At 61.0% G+C, this 20457-nt stretch carries 15 protein-coding genes and 1 pseudogene; 15 read left to right on the forward strand and 1 reads right to left on the reverse strand.

Annotated elements, in window-relative coordinates:
• The first annotated feature begins 288 nt into the window (after positions 1 to 288).
• Positions 289 to 2169: a phospho-sugar mutase gene (locus tag C3F12_12625; protein ID PWB43502.1), complete on the forward strand. Its 1881-nt coding sequence runs from the start codon at positions 289 to 291 to the stop codon at positions 2167 to 2169.
• Between the two features lie 316 nt (positions 2170 to 2485).
• Positions 2486 to 5596: a hypothetical protein gene (locus tag C3F12_12630; GenBank protein PWB43503.1), complete on the forward strand. Its 3111-nt coding sequence runs from the start codon at positions 2486 to 2488 to the stop codon at positions 5594 to 5596.
• Between the two features lie 23 nt (positions 5597 to 5619).
• On the opposite strand, the gene C3F12_12635 is transcribed toward C3F12_12630, so the two are convergent.
• Positions 5620 to 6399 (reverse strand): hypothetical protein, encoded by a 780-nt coding sequence (locus tag C3F12_12635; GenBank protein PWB43504.1) that lies wholly within the window; start codon positions 6397 to 6399, stop codon positions 5620 to 5622.
• Positions 6400 to 6639: 240 nt separating this feature from the next.
• Between C3F12_12635 and C3F12_12640 the strand changes: the two genes are divergently transcribed.
• From C3F12_12640 to C3F12_12700, 13 genes and pseudogenes are all read left to right on the forward strand, one after another.
• The gene (locus C3F12_12640; GenBank protein ID PWB43505.1) at positions 6640 to 7017 is read left to right on the forward strand and encodes a two-component system response regulator; all 378 of its coding nucleotides are present in this window, start codon (positions 6640 to 6642) and stop codon (positions 7015 to 7017) included.
• Complete coding sequence (locus C3F12_12645; protein ID PWB43506.1) at positions 6932 to 8857, forward strand: chemotaxis protein CheA; 1926 nt, start codon at positions 6932 to 6934, stop codon at positions 8855 to 8857. Before C3F12_12640 ends, C3F12_12645 begins: the two co-directional genes overlap by 86 nt.
• A 33-nt stretch (positions 8858 to 8890) precedes the next feature.
• On the forward strand, positions 8891 to 10687 hold the full coding sequence (locus C3F12_12650; GenBank protein PWB43507.1) for a hypothetical protein: 1797 nt from the start codon (positions 8891 to 8893) through the stop codon (positions 10685 to 10687).
• 65 nt (positions 10688 to 10752) lie between these two features.
• On the forward strand, positions 10753 to 11259 hold the full coding sequence (locus C3F12_12655; protein PWB43508.1) for a chemotaxis protein CheW: 507 nt from the start codon (positions 10753 to 10755) through the stop codon (positions 11257 to 11259).
• 42 nt (positions 11260 to 11301) lie between these two features.
• Positions 11302 to 12093, forward strand: a complete 792-nt coding sequence (locus C3F12_12660) for a hypothetical protein (protein ID PWB43509.1) — start codon at positions 11302 to 11304, stop codon at positions 12091 to 12093.
• 95 nt (positions 12094 to 12188) lie between these two features.
• Positions 12189 to 13874, forward strand: a complete 1686-nt coding sequence (locus tag C3F12_12665) for a histidine kinase (protein PWB43510.1) — start codon at positions 12189 to 12191, stop codon at positions 13872 to 13874.
• A 22-nt stretch (positions 13875 to 13896) separates the two neighbouring features.
• Positions 13897 to 14811, forward strand: coding sequence for a chemotaxis protein CheR (locus C3F12_12670; protein ID PWB43511.1), 915 nt, complete (start codon positions 13897 to 13899; stop codon positions 14809 to 14811).
• Positions 14808 to 15368 (forward strand): chemotaxis protein CheD, encoded by a 561-nt coding sequence (locus C3F12_12675; protein ID PWB43512.1) that lies wholly within the window; start codon positions 14808 to 14810, stop codon positions 15366 to 15368. Before C3F12_12670 ends, C3F12_12675 begins: the two co-directional genes overlap by 4 nt.
• A gap of 129 nt (positions 15369 to 15497) precedes the next feature.
• Positions 15498 to 16560: pseudogene (locus C3F12_12680) on the forward strand (chemotaxis response regulator protein-glutamate methylesterase).
• Positions 16561 to 16837: 277 nt separating this feature from the next.
• Entirely contained in the window at positions 16838 to 18052 is a 1215-nt protein-coding gene (locus tag C3F12_12685) for a hypothetical protein (GenBank protein PWB43513.1), read from the forward strand.
• A 35-nt stretch (positions 18053 to 18087) separates the two neighbouring features.
• Positions 18088 to 18825: a motility protein A gene (locus tag C3F12_12690; GenBank protein PWB43540.1), complete on the forward strand. Its 738-nt coding sequence runs from the start codon at positions 18088 to 18090 to the stop codon at positions 18823 to 18825.
• 92 nt (positions 18826 to 18917) lie between these two features.
• On the forward strand, positions 18918 to 19598 hold the full coding sequence (locus C3F12_12695) for a chemotaxis protein MotB (GenBank protein ID PWB43514.1): 681 nt from the start codon (positions 18918 to 18920) through the stop codon (positions 19596 to 19598).
• A gap of 85 nt (positions 19599 to 19683) precedes the next feature.
• Complete coding sequence (locus tag C3F12_12700; GenBank protein PWB43515.1) at positions 19684 to 20388, forward strand: hypothetical protein; 705 nt, start codon at positions 19684 to 19686, stop codon at positions 20386 to 20388.
• Positions 20389 to 20457: the final 69 nt, after the last annotated feature.

A 20457-nucleotide genomic window follows, 5' to 3' on the forward strand; every position in this document is an offset into this window, starting at 1 on the left:
CCTAACTGCCGGCAGTCCGGCTTTCCGACTATTCCCACCGTCATTCGCGGCCATCCACATTCATTCAAACCTCATTCCACTGGAAGCAGTCCCGTTCGTTGTGGAGCAATGGAGCGAGGTGGGACTGCTCGTCCCTGCGACTCGATCTTGGGAGTTGTCGCTGTGGGCCATGGGGTCTATTTGGTCCTCGCTCGACGTTTTGGCGCCACAGCGGTTACGGTAGATCAGACATGGGTGGGTATCGATGCTGGTGCCCGCGTTGAGTTGAAATGATTCGGGGGAGACGGCATGACACCATCGTGGGAGCAAACGGTCGAGCAGGGGTTCGCTACGCTGGAGGTGTCGGCGCAGGTGCGCGCTGAGGCGCTCCGGCGCCTTCGGATCTGGTTCGAGGGAGAGCAGTTTGAGCCGTATCGGCCGCAACTGGTCCGCCTGATCGGTCGCGAGCAGTGGGAGTTTCTGCTCGACTCGTTCCGTCGTGTGATCCCCTTTGGCACCGGCGGCCGGCGCGGCCCGGTCGGCATCGGCATTAACCGGATCAATCGCTACACCGTGGCGACCGCCGTCCAGGGCCACGTCGAGTACCTGCGCCGGCGGTATGGCGACGAGCCGCTCTCGGTCGTCGTGGCCTTTGACTGTCGCATCTACAAAGACCTGCGTGGACGGTACGATCCGTCGCTACCGAATCCGCTGCTCGGCGTTCGCTCGCGCGACTTCGCGCAACTAGCCACCGAGATCTACGCCGGCAACGGGATCACCGTGTGGACGGTTCGAGGGAGCGACCTGCTCCTCTCGACGCCTGAGCTGTCGTTTGCCATTCGGCATCTGGGCGCCAGCGGCGGCCTGAATATCTCCGCGTCCCACAACCATCCCGACGATAACGGCATGAAGTTCTATACCGAGTACGGTGGGCAGCCGGTCCCGCCCCGCGATGACGAGATGGCCAAAGCGGTGCAGGCTGTGCAGGAAGTCCGGAAGATGCCGTTCGAGCAGGCAGCGCAAGACAATCTGGTGAGGTGGTGGGGACCGGCTAAGCATGAGGCCTACCTCGAGGCGAGCCTGGCCCGTTCGATCGAGCGCGAGGCACGCGACGCGTTCATTGTCTATAGCCCGCTCAACGGCGCCGGCCGACGAACCGTCTATGACCTGCTCACCAAGGCCGGCTTCCGTGTGGCGCTGGTGGCGAGTCAAGCCGACCCCGACGGAGAGTTTCCCGACGTACCCAATCGGATGCCCAATCCGGAGCTGCCTGAGGCACTGGATCGAGCCGCCGCGGAGATGCACCGCCTGGAGGCAGATGCGGCGTTTGCCACCGATCCGGATGCCGATCGGTTGGGTGTCGTGATTCGAACAGCCCAGGGCGATCGGTTTCTGAACGGCAACCAGATCGCGGCCTTGCTCACCACGTGGATCATCGAACGCCGCACGGCGCGTGGCGAGATGCCCCCGCATCCGTTTGTGGTCAAGACCTGTGTCACCACGAAACTGATGACGGCCATCGCCCGGGCGTACGGAGTGGCGATCATCGGCGATCTGCCGGTCGGCTTTAAGCACATCGGCGACGTCCTGGAGGCCGTGGCTCGTACCGGTCGCTATCACGACATGGTAGCGACCCCTGATGACTTTCTCTGTGCGGCCGAGGAGAGCCACGGGGTGCTGGTGACCCCAGAGCTGCGCGACAAGGACGCGGCCGGCGGCGCTCTCCTCGTTGCCGAGTACATTGCGGCCCTCAAACGCCACGGCAAGACCTTACAGGACGAACTCGAGCGCCTGTACGATCGGTACGGTTACGTGGCCCACAGCGCCTATTCGCTGATCCTGGAGGGCGGGGTGGGGGAGGAGCGCATCAGAAATATGATGGTGGCGCTCCGACGCCGGCAGCCACCGGAGTTGGTGGGCTGTCGGTTGATCCAGACGGTTGACTATCAGGATGAGGACCGCTATGGCCCGATCACATCCGAGACCGATCTCGCCTCTCGCAACATCCTGGCGTTCTTTTTCGACCAAGACCTCAAGGTTACCGTGCGGCCGTCCGGTACTGAACCCAAGTTAAAGATGTACGTGGAGGCGGGCGGCCCCGTGGGAGCCGCGGATCGGCCCAAGATTGATCAGATGGTGGAAGAGGCGACACGGCAGATGGCGGCGCACCTGTGGGATCTGATCACATAGCAGCGGCCTTGCCCAAAATTCTTTTCACGGCGGCGCAACTGTGGTAAAAATCTCATCAGCTATCGGATTGCGTTATTACTCTACCGGCATTCCATCTTGAGGTGGGAACAATGGCACAAAAGGGATTGTGCGACTAGGTGGAACACACGGACGCTTTGCGACTGATTGACATACAACGGTTTTCGTGGGCGCGACCGGCCGCGTTGAGAACGCTTCATCAGCGGGTCGTAGGTTCGAGTCCTACACGGCCCACCATCCCTGTTTCGCGTACCCGCCCCGTCCGCCTTCTGCTCTGCTGCGATCCGACACAATAGCGATGCAGTGGTTTAAAAATCTTAAGACGGCGACCAAGTTGACGATCGGGTTTGCCTCGATCGGCGCCATCATGGCCGGTGTCGGTGTTCTCGGTATCCGTAACATGGGAAGCGTCAATGCCGGTGTACAGCAGGTATATGAGCAGGACCTGCTTGGCATCAAGGCTATTGCCGAAGCTCGCGGGCTGACCCATCAGATCCGCGGATGGATTCTCCAACACGCCATCGAACACGATCCCGCCAAGATGAACCAATTGGCCGTCCAGATTCGGGACGGTTATCGGTTGATTGAGGCGCGGATCGGACAGGTTGAGCAGATGCGGCTCACACGGCAGGAGCGCGAAGCGCTTGGCGCGTTCAAGGCGGCGGTCGCTGCCTACCAGACGGACTTCGTAAACGATTTTCTGCCAATGAGTACCCAGGGCAGGAAGTACGAGGCCTACCAATTTGCGTTGAATAAGGACAGAGAGCGGTATCAAGCCTCGGTTGCAGCGGTCAATGTCCTCATCGATCTGAAGGCTCAGGCCGCTAGGGACCGCTACGAGGAGGCCCAGGCGACCTACAGCCACTCTCGGATCCTCATGCTCAGCTTTATTGCGGGGGGCGTGATTGTTGGCCTCATCCTTGGGTACGTCATCGCCACCCTCATCGGCCGGGCGCTCAATCGGGTGATTACGGTTACTGAGCAAGCGGCGGTTGGAAATTTTTCCGCGCGCGTCGGCCTACCGACTGAGGATGATCTGGGTCAGATGGGAAAGGCGATCGATCAGATGCTGGCGCGCCTTGAGGACAGCGTGGGGCAGGTCATGGCGGTTTTGGCCAAGGGGATCAGGGGCGACCTGACGCTACGGGTCTGTACTACCGGCGAGGATCGACTTGCCCAGATGGGGGCCGCCCTGAACCGGGTGCTGGACAGTGTTCAGGACAACATAGTACAGGTCCAGCAGGCGCAAAGCAGTCTACTGATTCAGGCCGCCGCCCTGCAGGCCGCCGCGAACGGCATTGTGATCTGCGATCTGTTGGGCAAAGTCATCTGGGCGAACCCCGCCTTTTCGCGGCTCACCGGCTACACCGCTGAAGAGGTTGTCGGCCGGAATCTTCGCCTGCTCAAGTCTGGTCGGCACGATGAGGCGGTCTATCGGCAGTTGTGGGAGACGATCCTTGCGGGGCAGGTCTGGCAGGGGGAGATCATCAATAAGCGTAAAGACGGAACCCTCTATACTGAGGAGCAGACCATCGCTCCGGTACGGGACGAGCGCGGAGAAATCATCCGTTTTATTGCGATTAAGCAGGACGTCACCGATCGTAAGCAGGCGGAGACCGTCGTCCGGGAGTTAAGTATCCGTCTGGAGGAGCGCGCGGATCGGCTGCATGCCCTCAACCGACTGAGTAGGGTCGTCAGCTCTTCGCTTGATCTCGAGAGCATCTATCAGAGTTTCGCGAGAGAGGTCAAGCGGCTCATCCCATACGACCAGATGGAGGTCGTCGTGCCGGATGGAGCCGATGCGAGCCTTCGAGTACTACAACTCGCGGTCGATCGGCCGATCCACCGGGTGCGTATCGCGTCACGAGCGGAAAGGACCGATATCCAGTGGATGCTTACGCAGTCCCAACCCTATCTCGAATCGGATCTCGCCGAGGCGCAGCAGTTCAGAGAAGACGAGGCCCTCTTGCAGGCAGGTATCCGTTCCTGCGTGCGCCTCCCGCTGATCAGCAAGGGGCAGGCGATCGGTATCCTCTGTATGGCGAGCGTTGATCCATATCGCTATGGGGAGCGCGAGTTGGACCTCCTGGTACCCTTGAGTGAGCAGTTGGCCATTGCCATTGAGAACGCCCGTCTTTACGAAGCGGCGAAGACGGCAACCACAGCGTTAAGAAGCGCCCAGGCCACCCTCATTGAAACGGAACGGCTTCGAGCGATGGGACAGATGGCTTCCGGGGTCGCCCACGACTTCAACAACATCCTGACCGGCATCCTCGGACAGGTGTTGCTCTTGCAGACGCGCCTTGCGCAGGGGGTCGTCACGTCCGATGAACTCCGTCGGAACCTGCGCCTGGTGGAGCGGTCGGCGCTTGACGGCTCCGATATCGTCCGGAAGATCCGGGAAGCCACCCGACCTCGAGGTGAAGAGCCGTTCACGCCGGTCCCGCTCAACAAGGTTGTTGAACAGGTCCTCGAGACCACCCGGCCCCGGTGGAAAGATCAGGCCGAAGCACAAGGGCTTCGAATCACGGTCGCGCAGAAGTTGGGCGACGCGCCTCCGGTTCTGGGGAATGCGGCGGAACTGCGGGAAGCGCTCACCAATATTTTCTTCAACGCCCTGGATGCCATGTCGCAGGGCGGCATGGTCACGATCGCGACGAGACATGTGCCGGTGTCCGAGATGAGCGGTGCGCCTGCTCACGGACCATGGACCCGGTCACTGGCCCCGGGATTGCCGAATGAGCGCGAGTGGGTAGAGCTGGCCGTCACCGACACCGGCATCGGGATGACTCCAGACGTCAAGGCGCGTCTTTTTGAACCGTTCTTTACTACGAAAGGGGCCCATGGAACCGGCCTCGGGCTCAGTATGGTTCAAGGGGTCGTACGACGCCATGGGGGCGAGATCCATATTACGAGTGCGGAGGGGTGGGGGACCAGCGTGATCGTTCGGCTGCCGGTAGCGCAAGCAGGCCATTCGGAGTTGCCCGTCGATGCTCCGGTCCCACGATTACCGCATCGGCTGCGTTTGCTTGTCATCGATGATGAACCGCTGCTCGGTGAAACCCTGGCCGACCTTCTGAGACTCCTCGATCACGAGGCCATTGTGGCGACAAGCGGCGAGATGGGCCTTGCGCGTCTGCGTGCCGAGCGCTTTGATCTCCTCATCACCGATCTCGGGATGGCGGGAATGTCGGGCTGGGAGGTGGCTCGGGCGTCACGGGCGTACTGCCCGGACCTTCCGGTCATTCTCGTCACCGGGTGGGGGGACCAGTTGGAGCCCGCCCAGCTCGCCGGGAGCGGAATAGACGCCGTGGTGGCCAAGCCCTACACGCTTCAGGCGCTGTTGCAGGGGTTGAGTCAGGCGTGGGTGCGGGCGCAGGGCGGGCGGCGCTTTGAGGCTCGCTGCTGAACGAACCTCGGACCGTTCGTCCTCTAGGCCGCCTGCGACGCTGTAGTGCCGGCCGATGCCCGAAGCCAGACCCAAATATCCCCCGCCCGGTCCGAGCCCCCGTTCCGTACCACTCGGCCTCCCTGTTGCTCGATAATCCAGCGGGCAAGATCCACGCTCACCTCCGAACAGGGCCACGCGTGGTCCGGTACGCTCAGGGTGACCATCACCCAGCCCGGTATCGAGCGTGTCGAGATTGTGATGATGTTCCCTTGCACGCTTGTCTGGCCGTCGATGGTCAGCAGTTCGACAAAGGCATCCGTGAGCGATCTGGATTCGCCTGTGATCTCCGGTAAATTAGCGTCGAACACCCTGCAGATCTCGATCTCCTGAAACCGCCTCTGCACGCTGGCGAGGGTCAGCACTGCTTCCATCAGGTCGTTCACCCGAATGACAGAGGGAGGGTGCGCCTTTTCTCTCGCATAGGCCGCAATACGACGAGTGACGGTCTGGGCGCGCTCGAGCGAGCTGCTCATTGCCGTGAGCGGCTTGAGAATATCCCAGCCACGACGTTCCCGTTCCAACATCAGGAGTTGAAGATAGTTGCCGACGACGCACAGGGCGTTGTTGATTTCGTGGATAAGCCCCGGCGTCAGTTTGCCCACCGCTGTCCAATGAGCCTGGCCGAGATCGGTCGTTTGTAACCGAGAGTCGTCGTCCGGTCGCGAACGGCCAATTAGAGTCTCGGCGTGCGTACACAATGCGATCTGACTCGGGTCTGCGGCGATTGCGCGCTCAGGCTGCTGCAGCATCGTCTTCATCATCTGTCCTCCTATCGATATAGCCCCTCTTGTCCTATCGGCAGGTCTCTTGCTTCCGATGACCGGTTTGTAATGTGCTGCAGGATCTCGGTTCCGATGAGCGCGAAGCGACTCAAGTGCGGGGCCACGGCTGCCGATAACGCAACAAGACGGAGGTGTCGTAAACCGAGCGCAAGCCGTCAGTGGTAACCCTTGTGTGCGATGTGGATGTTCTTTCCGACCGAATAATGGCAGGAGGTAGGGATGGCGAAGCGGATATTAATCGTCGATGATTCGAACTCGATGCGGGGGTTTATCCGTACCGCCTTGACGGACGGCGGTCTCGACGTCATCGAGGCGAGCAATGGGCGGGATGCCCTCACCATGCTGGATCGGCACGCGGTTGATGCGATCATTACCGACGTGAATATGCCGGTCATGGACGGGATCACCCTTGTCAAGGAGATCCGCCGACGCCCGGTCAACGGGTCGACCCCGGTCCTGATCCTGACGACTGAGTGCGATGCCGCGATGAAGCAGGCGGGCAGGGCAGCCGGTGCGACCGGATGGATCGTCAAGCCGTTTAATCCTCAACAGCTTCGGCAGGTCATCGCCAAGGTTCTCCCGCTGCAGGCGGGCTAGGCCGGGACGAAGGAGGCGCGACGTGGAAGACGATGATCTGTTGCAAGGGTTCTTTGAGGAGTCGGCCGAATTGCTGGCAGATTTCGAGGAGTGCCTCTTACAACTGGAGACCAACCCCAACGATCAGGAACTCCTGAATAAGAGTTTCCGCGCCATTCATACCATCAAGGGCAACAGCGGGATGCTGGGATTTGAACGGATTGGGGCCGTAGCGCACAGCGTGGAGGATCTGCTCGGCCGTCTCCGAAAGCACGAGATGCCACTGACCCGTCCCGCCGCCGATCTCCTGCTTCGATCCGCCGACGTCATCAAGCGCCTCTTCGCCGCGGCACGGGGGGGGCAGGGTGACGAGACCGATGGCGACGAGCTGAAGCAGGCACTGCATGAATTCCTGGAGCGCGGAGTGGACGGCCCCGCTGTAAGCCGGTCAGTCGCCGAATCGGGTCCGACCTCAGACATCCGCCCACACGAAGAGGTCCCCAAGATCGGTGAGTTACTGCTTGAGGCGCAGGCGATCACGCCGATCCAACTGGATGAGGCCCTTCGCAAGCAGAAGAAGGTCGGCGAGATCCTGATTGAGGACCGGGCGACAAGTCCGCCGCATGTCGCGAGAGCCCTCGAGCAGCAGGTAGAACTGCAACATAAGCAGGATTCCTCGACGATACGCGTCAGCACCGAAAAGGTGGATAAGCTGATCAATCTGGTTGGTGAGCTGGTCATCACCCAATCGATCATTAACCAGAATGTGGCGGCGCTCGGCCCGGCGCGGGCCGGGCTGCTGGAGGGGGTGGTCGGCCAGATGGATCGAAATCTGCGGGAGTTGCAGGAGCGGGTGATGGCCGTACGGATGCTCCCGATTGGAACGGTATTCAGGCGATTTCCTCGTGTGGTACGCGACCTGGCGAAGGAGTGCGGGAAAACGATCGTGCTGCAGATCCATGGCGAGGAGACCGAGCTGGATAAGACCGTGATCGAGCGGATCAGTGATCCGATGACCCATCTGATTCGCAATGCGGTGGACCACGGCATTGAACCTCCGGATCGGCGGCTGGCTCTGGGCAAGCCTGCAGAGGGGCGGATTCAGCTCGACGCCTACCATCAGGGCGGCAGCATTTTTATTGAGGTGGCCGATGACGGCCGGGGTCTCGACAGGTCCAGGATCCTCAGGAAGGCAACTGAGCAGGGCCTCATCAGTGGGGATGAGTCGCTCACCGACGACCAGGTCTATCGCCTGATTTTCCAGCCCGGTTTCTCGACTGCGGAACGGGTGACCGACGTATCCGGCCGCGGGGTCGGGATGGATGTCGTCATTCGGAACATCGAAGGATTGGGAGGTTCGATCGTCATTGCGACCGAGGCGGGCCGCGGGACCCGGTTCACGATCAAGTTGCCGCTGACCCTGGCGATCATGGACGGCCTGTCGATCCAGGTCGGCGATGAGGTCTATATCATCCCGCTCCTCTCGATCACCGAATCGATTCGGCCCAAGCCGGCGGATCTGGGGACCGTGGTCGGTCGCGGCGAGGTGGTCAACGTTCGCGGTCAGGCCCTGCCGATTGTTCGCCTCTACGAGCGTCTTGATGTGACCCCAAAGATCTATGATCCCGCCCAGGGCCTGCTCGTCATCGTTGAGCAGGAAGGCCGGAGGATCGCACTCCTGGTAGACGAACTTCTGGGGCAACAACAGGTGGTGATCAAGAGTCTGGAAACCAATTACCGGAAGGTTCCTGGCGTGTCCGGGGCGACGATTTTGGGTGACGGTCGGGTAGCGATGATCCTGGACATCCCGGGATTGATTCGGCTGGCGTCCGGATCACACGTGCTCCGCCTTGCGGCCTGAGGAGCAGGGAACTGCTCGGAGAAGGAGACAGTCATGAAGCTCGCGAACTGGAACATCAGTGCAAAGATTCTGGTCCCCTTTGGAGCCGTGGTGGTGCTGCTCTGCGTAGGCGGAGCGTTCTATATCTATTCCCAGGCTATGCAGGCCGTTGAGTCTCAGGCCAGGCAGACGGCGCAGGCCATCGCACTGCAGGTCGCCGAGGATCGCGCTTACTACAACAGTCAGGTTGTGGCCAAACTGCGGAAGGATGGCCTTGAGGTGAAGCCAGGCGACGCGCAGAATCGAGACGAAAAGGGATGGATCCCGCTCCCGGCCACCTTTGTCAACGAGGTTACCGCTCGGGTGAACGAGAAGGGGCTCTACAAAGTAGACCTGTTAAGCCTCTGGCCGATCAACAAGGCCAAAGGGCCTCGAAATGAGTTCGAGCGGAAGTCTCTTGAGCAGCTCGTCAAGGATCCGAAGACCCAGCCGGTGGAGATTCGATGGGTGGATGGCGTGCCATCGCTGCACTTCTTTGTCCCGGATGTGGTGTCGGCTCAAGCGTGCGCGGAGTGCCATAACGGCCACCCTGACAGCCCCAGGAAAGATTTCAAGATGGGCGACGTCATGGGGGGCCTGATGGTGCAGGTTCCGTTAACGGCAGCCTTCGCCGGCGCTGCCAAGAGTGCCTGGGGCGCCATTGGTGGTCTGGCGGTTGTGCTGGGCGGGCTGTGGCTAGGTCTAGCGTGGATCGTTCGCGCCTCCGTGCAGCGCCCCGTGGCCGGCATACTTCCCGTAATCCGGGGAATGGCCGAGGGCGACCTCTCCAAGCGCGTCGAGGCGCGCTCGGGCGATGAACTGGGCCAGATCGCTGCGGCGCTTAACGGTTCGCTGGACACCTTGAATCCATTGTTCCATCAAGTATCGACGGCGGTGTCCTTGGTGTCCGGCGCGGCCCAACAACTGGCGGCCGGCAGCGAGCAGCTCAGTAGTGGCGCCCAGGAGCAGGCCTCCTCCCTGGAGGAGACCGCCGCCTCGCTGGAGCAGATTACCTCCACCGTGAAGCAGAACGCAGATAATGCTCGGCAGGCCAATCAGATGGCGGTCTCGGCCAGGGGCGGGGCCGAGAAGGGCGGCGCCGTCGTCAAGGAGGCCGTGGCCTCGATGGAGGCGATCACCGCCTCCTCCAAGAAGATCGCTGAAATCATCACGACCATCGACGAGATCGCGTTTCAGACCAACCTCCTGGCCCTGAACGCCGCCGTGGAGGCCGCCCGCGCCGGGGAACAGGGGCGAGGGTTCGCCGTGGTCGCCAGTGAGGTTCGGGCCCTCGCCCAGCGCTCTGCCGCCGCCTCTAAGGAGATCAAGGCCCTCATCACCGACTCCGTGGCCAAGGTCGAAGGCGGGGCCATGCTGGTCCACCAGTCCGGCGAGACCCTCACCGAGATCGTGACTGGGGTCAAGAAGGTGGCAGATCTCATCGCCGAGATCAGCGCCGCCTCCCAGGAGCAATCCCAGGGGATCGAGCAGGTCAACAAGGCCGTCACCCAGATGGATTCCGTTACCCAACAGAATGCGGCCCAGACCGAGGAGCTCAGCTCGACCGCCCAGGCCTTGGCGGCGCAGGCGGAGGAGCTTTCGGCTCAGGTGGGCCAGTTCCGGCTGACGACGACAGCCGGCAGCGATCAGCCGGCAGCGGTCAGACAGGTCTCGGTGAGCCAGAAAGTGGTGCCGTTAAAGGCGAGGGGCAAAGGCAAGCCCGAGACCGCACCCACGGCGGGCCGTGGGTACCCGGCGGTAGCAGCCGCCACCGGGACCGATGCGGCGCACGGAACGTTCGAGGAGTTTTAGAACGACAGGCGAATAGGCTGAAGGCTGACCGCTGATGGCTGACAGCTATGAAAGGAGGCACGGATATGACGGACGTAGCGATCAAGACCGGCTATGCCAATGACACGCAGCAGTTTCTCACTTTCGCCCTGGGCCAGGAGGAGTATGGGGTCGAGATCCTGAAGATCCAGGAGATCAAGGGGTTTGCGGCCATCACCCCCCTCCCGAATGCCCCGACCTTCCTCAAAGGGGTGCTGAACCTCCGGGGAACCATCGTCCCCATCATCGACCTCCGGAAGAAGTTCGGTCTGCCGGAGGTGGAGTTGACCAAGTTTACGGTCATTGTGGTGGTCCAGGTTCAGGGCAAGATCACGGGGTTTATCGTCGATGCCGTCTCCGACGTCCTGGACGTGGCCGGGACCGACATCCAGCCTGCCCCGGACCTCCATGGCCAGGTGGACACAACCTGCATCAACGGGTTGGCCAAAGCAGGAGAGAAGCTGGTGATCCTCGTAGATATCGAGAAGGTCCTGACGACGGGCGAGGCGGCACGGGCCATCGGGGCAACGGTCGAGGCCGCGCTACATAATTAGGGCGAGCCCAGCGGGCTCGCCCGGCATGAAAAGGAGGAAGAGATGAAGTGGCACGCGCAAGGCAAGCGGATTCTTACGGTGATGGTGACCGGCCTCGTGAGTTGGACGGTTGCGCTCAGCTTGGGGCAGTGTGAGGTGGCGGGCGCTCTTGCGCAAACGGCGGAGCAGGAACGGATGGCAGTACATTTGGCCACGCTGCTTCGATCCGGTCGAGCGGTCATCTCGAACAACCAGGCGCTCATCAACGACGAGACAAAGGGTGACAAGGGGCTGACTGGGGAGAAGGTGGTGGCCCTCGCCAAGGAGAACTATAAGAAGGCTACCAACAGGGAACTGGACAAGGTTGATCGTAGCACGGTGGAGGGCAAGCTGACGCAAGCCATGCTGGAGTCCATGAAGGAAGTAATGGACAAGGCCCAGCCCCTCATCAACAAAAAAGGGGTCGAGTACAAGGGATTCCTGCCCGCGGTGTTTGCCAAGCAGGTCGGAGACGCCTTCAGGAAGAAGGCCGACGGCGTCGCGGACATTAAACTGACCGCGCCAAAGGACTACGTGCGCAATAGGGCCAATGCCCCAGACGCCTGGGAGGATCTGGCAATTGAGAGCCAGTTCAAATCCAACGGGTGGGCTAAAGGGAAGGCGTACACTGAGATGAAGGAACACAAGGGGAAGCCCGCGTTCCGGCTGATCATCCCGGAGTACTACGTCGCCTCCTGTCTCGAGTGTCATGGTGAGCCGAAAGGGGCAGAGGACCCCCACGGCGGTGGCAAGAAAGAGGGCGGCAAGCTGGATGAACTCGGCGGAGCGATCAGCGTGGCGATCTACATCAAATAATTTTACGACTGGCGCCGGCTTTCGCGCGCCCTGCCGACCGGGGATAAGGCGCCGAAGCCGCCGCGAGTCCGCGTCGAAGTGATAGGAGATAGGCCATGGCGACGAGTATATGGCGATTTTGCTTGACGATTCGAGCCAAGATCATTCTTACCAATATATTCCTGTTGGTGCTTCTTGGCGGCTCGCTCTGGTATGTGCGGGTAACGCTCGTGCGCGGCGGTGAGGCCATGCGCGCCCAGGGCGCCGTCTTGGAACAGTTGGAGACCGGGAATGCCGTGGCCAAGACTTTCAGCGAGTTCCGATATTGGCTCACAGATTTGGCCGTCAGTCAGCTCAATGAGTCCGAGGCTAAGGCGATACAGGCTCGCCGGTTGATGGACACGCATCTGAAGGCTCTTCAGGCGGCTGACCCCAAGCGGGTCGCGGAGATTCAGAAGTATTCGGACGACATTTGGACGGCGATGCAGGAGGCTTTGAAGGCCTATCTTGATGACAATCGGGTGCTGGGGAACTCAATGGTGGCGAAGAGCCGGCAGAGTGCGGAGGAGGCGTCCCGCTTAATTCAGGCGGTTGTCTCCGAGCAGCAGGTACAAGCGAAGCAGGCAGGTGAAGTGGTGCTCTCCGGTGCGGCACGATCAACACAGCTCTCTCTGGTCTTGCTGACGATCTCGATTGTGGTGGGCCTCTGCCTGGCGTGGTTCACGGTCCGTTCGATTACCCGGCCATTGAGCCAAGCAGTCGCGGTTCTGAAGGACATTGCCGAAGGCGAAGGCGACTTGACCAAACGGCTGGAGATCACGAGCCAGGATGAGATTGGGGAGATGGCTCGCTGGTTCGACACCTTCGTGGACAAGCTCCACGACGTCATATCCAGGGTAAAGGAGGTGTCAGGGCAGGTCGCGTCTGCCTCACACCAACTCGCAGCAGGGAGTCAGCAGCTCAGTAGTGGCGCCCAGGAGCAGGCCTCCTCCCTGGAGGAGACGGCTGCCTCCCTCGAGCAGATGACCTCCACCGTCAAGCAGAACGCCGATAACGCCCGGCAGGCCAACCGGATGGCCGTCAGCGCCCGCGACGGGGCTGAGCAAGGGGGCGCGGTGGTCCGGGCGGCCGTCGCCTCGATGGAGGCGATCACCCAGTCCTCCAGGCAGATCGCCGCCATCATCACCACCATCGACGAGATCGCGTTTCAGACCAACCTGCTCGCGCTGAATGCCGCCGTTGAAGCCGCCCGCGCCGGCGAACAAGGTCGCGGCTTTGCCGTTGTGGCCTCCGAGGTCCGAGCCTTGGCCCAACGCTCGGCCGCTGCCTCCAAGGAGATCAAGGCCCTCATTACCGATTCGATGACCAAGGTGGAAGATGGGGCCCGGCTGGTCCATCAGTCCGGCGAGACCCTCACCGAGATCGTGGCGGCCGTCAAGAAGGTGGCGGATCTCATCGCCGAGATTTCAGCCGCCTCGCAGGAGCAGGCCCAGGGGATCGAACAGGTCAACAACGCGGTTACTCAGATGGACAGCGTCACCCAGAGCAACGCCGCCCAGACCGAGCAGATCAGCTCGACCGCGCAGTCGCTGTCGGCGCAGGCCGAGGAACTCTCAGCCCTGGTGGCCAAGTTCAAGCTGGCCGAGGGCGCCGTCAGCGGTCGGCCGTCAGCGGTCGGCCCGGACCCAACGGGCAAGGTCGTGCCCCTGAAGAGCAAGACGCGGAGCAAGAGCGAGAAACCCCAGACCGTCGCGGCTGCGACCGGGACCGATGCGGCGTACGGGACCTTTGAGGAGTTCTAGTGAGACGAGAGGATCGGTAAATATGTGTCGCAGGGCGAGTCCGGTATCTCGAGTGTTCCCGGAGGTCACAATCTCCGATCAGGAGTTTCGACTCTTTCAGGATCTGGTGAAGGCCCATACCGGGATCGCCCTGACCGAACACAAGCGGAACCTGGTCTGTTCCAGGTTGGGGAAACGGCTGCGTACGCTTAGGCTCACGTCCTTTCAACGGTATTACGACTATCTGTGCGCCGAGACGGGACAGGCCGAGCTGGAACACTTTGTCAATGCCATCACGACGAACAAGACCGACTTCTATCGCGAACAACCGCATTTCGATTTTCTGGCGCAGGAGTTGGTACCGGCCTGGAAGACGCGGGCCGCTCGAACCGGAGAGCGACGGATTCGGATATGGAGCGCCGGGTGCAGTACCGGCGAAGAGCCGTACACCATCGCCATTACACTCCGACAGGCCATGGACAACCTTCTGGGCTGGGACGTGCGCATCCTGGCCTCGGATATCGATACGGAGGTCCTGGTTAGAGCGGCGCAGGGTGTGTATACGGCGGACCGTGTCGCTGAGATCCCCAAGCCGACTCTCGAACGGTATTTCCGGCGAGGAAAGGGGGCCCACGAGGGCCTTGTGCAGGTGGCCCCGGAGGCACGGAATCCAGTCACGTTCCGACGGATCAATCTGCAGGAGGAGCCGTGGCCGATTCGAACGCACTTCGACTGCATCTTCTGCAGAAATGTGATCATCTACTTCGACAAGCCGACGCAGCACCGTCTGATGGAGCGGTTTGCCGCGTACCTCACGGATGACGGTCACCTGTTCCTCGGACATTCCGAATCGCTCTACGGGATGGGTGATCAGTTTCTCCCCCTCCGTAACACTATCTACCGGAAGCGCGAGGAACGAAAGCCGACGACGCCAACGGCAGCGGAGACAACGGCATGAGCCGCAGGCCCCACGTCAACATTCACATCGGAGGCGTATTCGCCGCTCGAGAACCGACGGTGATCAAGACCCTGCTGGGATCCTGTATCGCGGCCTGTCTTCGGGATCCTGAGTCCGGCATCGGCGGCATGAATCACTTCATGCTGCCCGCCTCGCCGAACGGGAACGGCGACGATAATCCGGCCCGGTTCGGACTCCACGCCATGGAACTGCTCATCGGGGAGATTCAGAAACTGGGAGGACAACGAGCCCGACTACAGGCCAAGGTGTTCGGCGGCGGCCATGTCCTGCAGACCGCGGAGTCCCCGAACGGGGTTCCTCAGCAGAACATCCGATTTATCCGGGAGTTCTTGCGTACGGAGGAGATCCCGCTGCTGGCCCATGACCTGGGAGGTCGCACAGCCCGCTACGTCCTCTTCGATACGACGTCCGGGAGGGTCAAACTGAAGCGTCTCTCCAGTCTGGGCAGCGTCACGACCGTGGTGGAGCGGGAGCATGAGGCGGCAGCACAGCGGGAGATGGCGCGATACGGGGAGGTTACACTGTTTGATGATTAGACGAGAAACGTCAGGCGTCAGGCGGTAGGCGTGAGGGACAAGACGTGAGGCGGGAGGCGTAAGGCGCGGAGGGGATAGATCGCCTGACGCCTTACGCTTCACGCCTCACGCCACCAGCGGAGGCGTAGGATGGCCAATAAGATTCGTGTGCTGATTGTGGATGATTCGGCATTAATGCGCAAGATGCTGACCGTCCTGCTTCAGCGCGATCCTCAGATCGAGGTGGTCGGGGTGGCGCCCGATCCGTTTTTTGCCCGCGATAAGATCAAGACGCTGAATCCGGATGTCCTGACGTTGGATGTCGAGATGCCGCGGATGGACGGCCTGACCTTTTTAGGGACACTGATGCGGGGCCGTCCCATGCCCGGTCGTGATGGTGTCATCCCTCACCGAGGTGGGGTGTGAGACGACGCTGCGCGCCCTCGAACTTGGCGCCGTCGATTTCATCACGAAGCCCAATGTGGATCTGAGGGAGCGGATGGATGAGATTGCTGAAGAGATCATCGCCAGGGTCCGGACGGCCTCGTCAGCCCGGGTCGTTCGTCGCGAAAGGCGAGAGCCGACCACAGTGAGTCCCGCCTCGGGAGTCCGATCGCCTGGGCATGGGGCGATGATCAGGACGACGAATCGAATCATCGTCGTGGGGGCGTCCACTGGGGGACCCGAAGCGCTGAAGGATTTCCTGACCACGCTGCCGGCCGATGCCCCGGGCGTGGTCATTGTTCAACACATGCCGGAGAAGTTCACCAGATCGTTTGCGGAACGATGCGATCAACTCTGTACGATTCGGGTGAAGGAGGCGGCGGATGGCGACCGCGTCCTCCCGGGTCACGCATTCATTGCCCCCGGCAACTTTCACATGGCGCTGCGACGCAACGGCGCCCAATACTTCGTGCGCGTCTACTCCGGGCCGCCGGTCAATCGACATCGTCCGTCAGTGGATGTCTTGTTCGACTCGGCCGCCGAATGCGCCGGCCGGAACGCCGTAGGTGTGATCATGACCGGGATGGGGGCCGACGGGGCCAAGGGTCTGCTGCGGATGAAGCAGGCTGGGGCGCGTACCATTGCCCAGGACGAGGCGAGTTGCGTGGTCTTCGGTATGCCGAAGGAGGCTATCGCCCTTGGCGCGGCGGATCACATACTGTCTCTTCGCCTGATTTCGCACAAGGCGCTCGAATTGGCGGCGGCGTAACCGGAAAATTTTGCCGCGACACGGCAGGGCAATAGGCTGACGGGTGTAGGCTGAACACTGAAGACCGAAGGTGAACAGGCTGAAGGTAGATGGGCTGAAGACTGAAGGGGCTGGACCTAACAGTCTTCAGCCTTCGGCCTAGTCCCCTAACTTACAACCTTCGGTCTTCAGCCTCAGCCCCTGTTCTATGGCACGGGACCTGCAATACGCAAGATCGCTCGGCTCAACGAGAACCGGTACCGCAATGAGTTGAGCGCGATGAAGGGAGCGACGCCTGATGGGCAAAGATACGATCCTGGTAATCGACGACGACGAACAGATCAGGGAGTCGCTGGAGCAATATCTGGAGTTGTTGGGACACAAGGTCAAATCGGCCCCCGATGCGGACGCCGCAATTCAGCACGTACGCCATGGGGTCGATCTGGTGCTGACCGACCAGCGGCTGGCCGGGACAAGCGGTCTCGAATTGATTCGCGAGATCAGAAAGCTTAACCTTCGGGTACCGTTTGTCCTGATGACGGGCTTTCCGGATATGTCTACGGTCCAGGAGGCCAGGGCGTTAAGCGTTTCCGCATTCCTCAAAAAGCCGCTGGATCTGAAGGATCTGGCCCGTCGAGTCGACGTCCTCCTCGGCAAGCCCGATACCGATCGCTTCTACGGCACGGTCCTGTTGCTTTCCCCCCGCTTGAATGAGACGTTGGGAGAGAAGCTGACGTGGGCTGAGATCCGCGCCTATGATGGGCCGGAGGATCTCGACGAGGCGCTGGCGGCGATCGACCGGGAAAAACCGGTCGCGATTCTCGCTGACGTGAAGAACCCGTTTACACTGTCGCTGCTCGATGAGTACCGAAAAAGAAAGCAGAATCTGGCAGCGTTCCTGGTAACCGGTGATGAGGGCGATCTGGACGTCATCGCCGACGCGCTATTCGAGCGAAAGGCGGATGGCGCCGTCACACTGAGCGATACGGCTGAGAATATCCGATCACACATCATCGACTGCGTCAAACGCCTGGAAGAGGAGAAGGAGAAACAACGGCAAATCCGGGAAACGCTGATCGAGCGGTGCATGTACGCCCGGTCGTTCCAGGGGAGGCGGTACTGTATGTATCAGGGTCCGTGCGCCTTTCGGGAGGGCTGGGTAGTGATCAATGGGGTCGAGCATCAGAAGTGTGCGAAGAAACCGCTGCAGTTTGAAGACTGGCAAAAGGTCGGCTTGTGTACGTGGCCGCATGGTGAGTTGACGATCGAGAAGGTGCATGACGCGCGCCGGGAGGTCAGCGCGATGATCAAGTTCGGCAAGAAGGCTATTGTCGTCGACCTGACGAGCGTCAAAGAGCTTCACATCAATCTGCTGGAGACGCTCGTAGACCTCCATGAGGAACTCATAACGACTCACCACGACGGGACCATGAGCGTGATTAACCTCGATCTGCAGCTTCATGCCGAGTTCCTGCGGTTTAGTCAGGCCCAGGAGATTCGGTTAGTCTTGTAGGGTGCATGGTGTTGGACGTCGGTGTATTTGGGGGGATGGCGATCGGACTGGCGGCGATTGCGGGGTCCGTCTTGCTGGACGGGGGAGACCTGCGCGCCTTTGTGAACCTCCCGGCCTTTCTGATCATTGTCGGCGGGACCGTCGGCGCAACCATGGTGACCTCCTCGCTTGAGGATACCCTGATGCTGCCTGGACTCGTCAGGCGAGCGCTGTCCGCCGATGCCGCGCTCGCGCCGCATGCGGTCATTGCGACCCTGGTGGACTTGGCGCAGACCGCCAGGAAAGAGGGGGTACTGGCGCTTCAGGACCGGGTGTCGACGCATGGGGTCGACCCCTTCCTGCGGAAGGGGCTCGAGCTGGTGATCGATGGCGCCGACGAAACGATGGTGCGGGAGATTCTGCAGACGGAGATTTATTCGACGAAGGCCCGCCATGCGAAGGGGATTGAGATGTTTGGGATGATGGGAGGCTATGCCCCGACCATGGGAATCATCGGGACGGTCATGGGACTGGTTCATGTGTTGAGCCGGCTCGGAGAGGGGACGGATAGTCTCGGTCGTGGGATCGCTATTGCCTTCCTTGCGACCCTTTACGGCATCTTCAGCGCGAATGTCCTGTTGCTTCCGATATCAGGAAATCTCAAGGCCAAGAGCGACGCCGAGACTCGGATGCGAGAGGTCATGTTGGAGGGCGTCCTGGGGATTCAGTCGGGGCTCAATCCCTATATCCTGGAGCAAAAACTCCGGTCGTATTGCTCGAGCAAAACGTCATGACTGAGGTGGAAGGGTAGAAGACTGAAGGTGTCCCTAAAAGCCTTCAGGCTTCAGCCTGAGCACCTAACGATCCTTCTGGGTGGAGAACGTCAATGACAGGGCACCGGCATGACGGTGGCGGGGGATTGCGATGGCTACTCACCTATGCCGACATGATCACCCTTCTCCTGGCGTTCTTTATTGTTCTGTATGCGTCTTCCAGGGTGGACACCAGACGATATACCGATGTGGTATCGTCGATCCGGGTCGCATTCGGCGTCCCGCCTCGGCCGCGACCGATTGTTCAGGCGGGGCATGGCGGGACGGCGCTGCTGCCGTTTCCGGACATGACAGGCCTGCTGGTTCAACAATTGAGCGCGCACGTTGAGGAAGAGATCAAGGCGGGAAGCGTGGAGATCGAGCGGACCGAAAAGGGGGCCGTCCTTCGGTTTCAGGATAGTGTCCTGTTCGGTTTAGGCAGCGCGATGCTGTCCGACGATGCCAAGCGAATCCTGGACAAGATCGCTCGACCGCTCCTCAACACGCCCTACGCTATCGAGGTCGAGGGGCACACCGATCCGCTTCCCATCAGGTCATCCAGCTTTCCAAGCAACTGGGAGCTGTCGGTTGCGCGCGCGACGGCGGTCATTCGGTATCTGGTGGCCGCCCACCACTTTTCCCCTACGCGCCTGGCTGCTAAGGGGATGGCTGAGAACCAGCCCTTGGTACCCAACGATCCGGCGCACGGCAATCCGCGGAACCGTCGAGTGGAGCTACATCTACTGGCAAGTTAGCGGTCTGCGATAACATGGGCAGCACGCAGAGAGCCGGGAGCCGAATGCTGCGAGCCGATAACTCATCGCTGTCTGAAAAAGGAGAATGATCATGGAGGGACATCCGTACCCGTCCGACGAGCCTCAAGATCTCTCGGCGCTGGTGGAGGCCGCGAGAAGGATGGCCGATGGTGAGTTCCGAGAGATGGTCACCGTCCAGACCAAGGGTGAAATCGGTCGCTTGGCGGCTTTCATCAACCAAACGATGCAGAACCTGCAGGAGTTGGACCCGGCAGTCGGGACGACCTCTCGTCGCCTGCCTAAGATGATCGGCCAACTGTCGGAGGTCGTCCAGACCACAGAGCAGGCATCGCTTCGCGTGCTCGATGAGATCGAACGGATTGCAGACGAACAGACGGCGATGGGCAGAGATCTGCAACAGCTTACTATTCTGCTCGACGAAGACTGGGGAAAACCTGATCGACGGGATGCGGCGATTCAGACACTGACGCGCCTGCGTCAGGTGCACGGCCGTGTCCAGGGTCGCGCGGTTGAGATCATGAGCGCCATGGAGTTTCAGGACATCACCGCCCAGCATATCCAGAAGAGTATGACGCTGATCAGGGAGATCCATGATCGGCTCCTGCGCCTGTTGGTGCTCTTCAATATCCCTCCAGACGACAAGGATGGTACGGATGTTGACAACAAGTGGAAGGCGATCACCGACTTCGCCGCCGCATCCGCATCAAACGCGTTGAATCAGCAGATGGCCGACCGCCTCCTGGCCGAGTTCGGCCGGCATGGGCGATAGCGACTCATCCTGATCGGCGGTTCCGTCTCCATGATGCCCGCACCGACAGCCTGGACGATACGGCAAATT

Source organism: Candidatus Methylomirabilota bacterium (genome assembly GCA_003104975.1).
In the GTDB taxonomy this organism is placed as follows: Bacteria; Methylomirabilota; Methylomirabilia; order Methylomirabilales; family Methylomirabilaceae; genus Methylomirabilis.